At 60.1% G+C, this 1,932-nt stretch carries 1 protein-coding gene; it reads right to left on the bottom strand.

Going from position 1 to position 1,932, the window contains the following annotated elements:
- Window positions 1-228: 228 nt before the first annotated feature.
- Window positions 229-1,932: type ISP restriction/modification enzyme (locus tag C0456_RS20235; protein ID WP_291056409.1), on the bottom strand; the 1,704-nt coding region annotated here is incomplete at its 5' end.

The raw sequence follows: 1,932 nt of genomic DNA, 5'->3' as shown, positions 1-1,932 counted from the left end.
GGCCGTGATCCTGAAATTGTAGCGGTTTCTGGAAGTGCATGATTTTTCGGGCTTCCGCTGGGGATAAGCGGGGCCGTGCGGCCGTGAGATTGCTGCGATGCCGTGGCCAAAATCTTGGTTTGTTCCGGAATGGGGACCAAATAGCCATCACTGGCCGGTATGCTCGCGGCATTGATTTCGCTTGCGGGTTCAGGGCCCAGGATGCGCGGTCAGCCATGGCGGACGGGTTCATGCCGTCAGCTTGCTGGCGGGGATCAGGGGGCCGTCGCAGACACGCTTCATAAGGTCCGCCTGCTTCGGCTCCAGCTCGACCAGCAGCGCCAGGACATTGAGCACGTTGATGAGCTCGCTTGTGTATTCGGGCAACCACCGATCGGGCTGGATATCGCCCAGCGGAGAAGGCGGGCGCTTGTCGCCGATCAGGGGGCGTTCGCGGTTCTTGCGGCGGTAGCTGAACCACTGGCGCAGCACCTGCTTGCCCGAGACTTCATAGGCCCAGACGGCGGGCGGAACATTGTCGATGAAACCGGTGCCGACGAGCAGGCGGCGCCTGGCGGCATCGTATTCGAGCGTGTCGGGAAAACCCTCGGGCGTGGAGGGGATTGCGCCGTCCTTGGGCTGGGTCGGGCCGCCTTCGCCAACGCGCGGCGGACGGGGTGGATCTTCGGTGGCGAAGCGTTCCCCGAAGGTGTGCAGCCGGATCACCTCGCGGCCCAGCTTTGCGGCCTCGGCGAAGAGCGCCGCGTCGGCAGTCAGCGGCACGCGCAGACCGGGGCGGACAAGGTCTTCGGCGAAGCTGGCGGTGGCCGTTGAAGCGATCTTCGGGTCCGCATGATTCACGTCCTTCAGTGCGCCATTGATGGACTGAATTTGCGAATGATATCCGGCCAATGCCTTGGCCCCTCGGTCCAGTGAAGGCCCCCCGCTCAGGTGCGGATGGAAGAGCTTGGATCTTGCATCGACTTTTTGCTCGGAGATGAGTGTATTCCACCGCTTCTTCAGGGTGACTTGATCGGGGGCAATGGGCCAAACGCGTCCAGGCATAACGCCAAGTCCCATGTCGCCCAGAATTTCTTCGATTGCGACAAAATCAGCCCAGCCACCGGCGTGCTGCGGCAGAAATGGATCTCTCCAGTCTTTCCCGCATGTGCTCCATTCCGAGCCCGCAAGACTTATCGTGCTCAGTTCGACAAACTTCTCGTTCCGGTGGGCTTTGCCGAGAGCGCGATATCGTACTCTCGCCGGTTTCGCTGGATCATTGGCAGGTGTTCGCAATGCAAGAACGATACACACCGGGTGCTTTACGCCTTGGAATATCCTGCTCGGAACTGGTGGCAGCAAGCCTTCGGGGGAGCAGTCAATTACCCAGATATCGTCGCAGTCGCGACGGAGATCCGCCCTCATTTTTTGGAAGCCGGGGCCGTTCAGAAATCCTGCTACGGTTATGTAGCAGACTATCCCCGAGAGCTTTTCTTCAACCGGCGGTTGTTTATCACGTCCACCGATGCCTTGCTCAAAAACTTTCCACGCGGCCCAGCGCCAGAAATAGACGTAGAGATTGCGCAGGTGTTTTGCGTTTGCTGTAGCACCACGGCCGTAGGACTTTGGTGGTAACCAGTCCTTGTAAGGGGCGGCCTTGTTGCCGCTGCCAGACTCAATCCATGCGCCCTTACCTTTGGCCTTCTCTTTGTAGGGCGGATTGCCGATTACCACGGTAATTGGTTCGCTCTGTTTGACCTCGTTTGCCTCAGCCCGTGATCTGGAGATGGCACCATAAACTCCGGGCGCGCGTTCGAAGGTTTCGAACGGGTCGCCCAATGTATCGGTGACGAATAGGCGCGGGGTGGCGTCTGCGCCGATTTCCAGCATCTCCGCCAGCAGCCGTAGCTGTGCCACAGCGAAGGCCCCGAATTGCAGCTCGAAGCCGACCAG

This window comes from Hyphomonas sp., assembly GCF_013823385.1.
GTDB lineage: Bacteria > Pseudomonadota > Alphaproteobacteria > Caulobacterales > Hyphomonadaceae > Hyphomonas.
The sequence above is the reverse complement of the archived record's forward strand: the minus strand, read 5'-3'. Positions and strand labels throughout refer to the sequence as shown.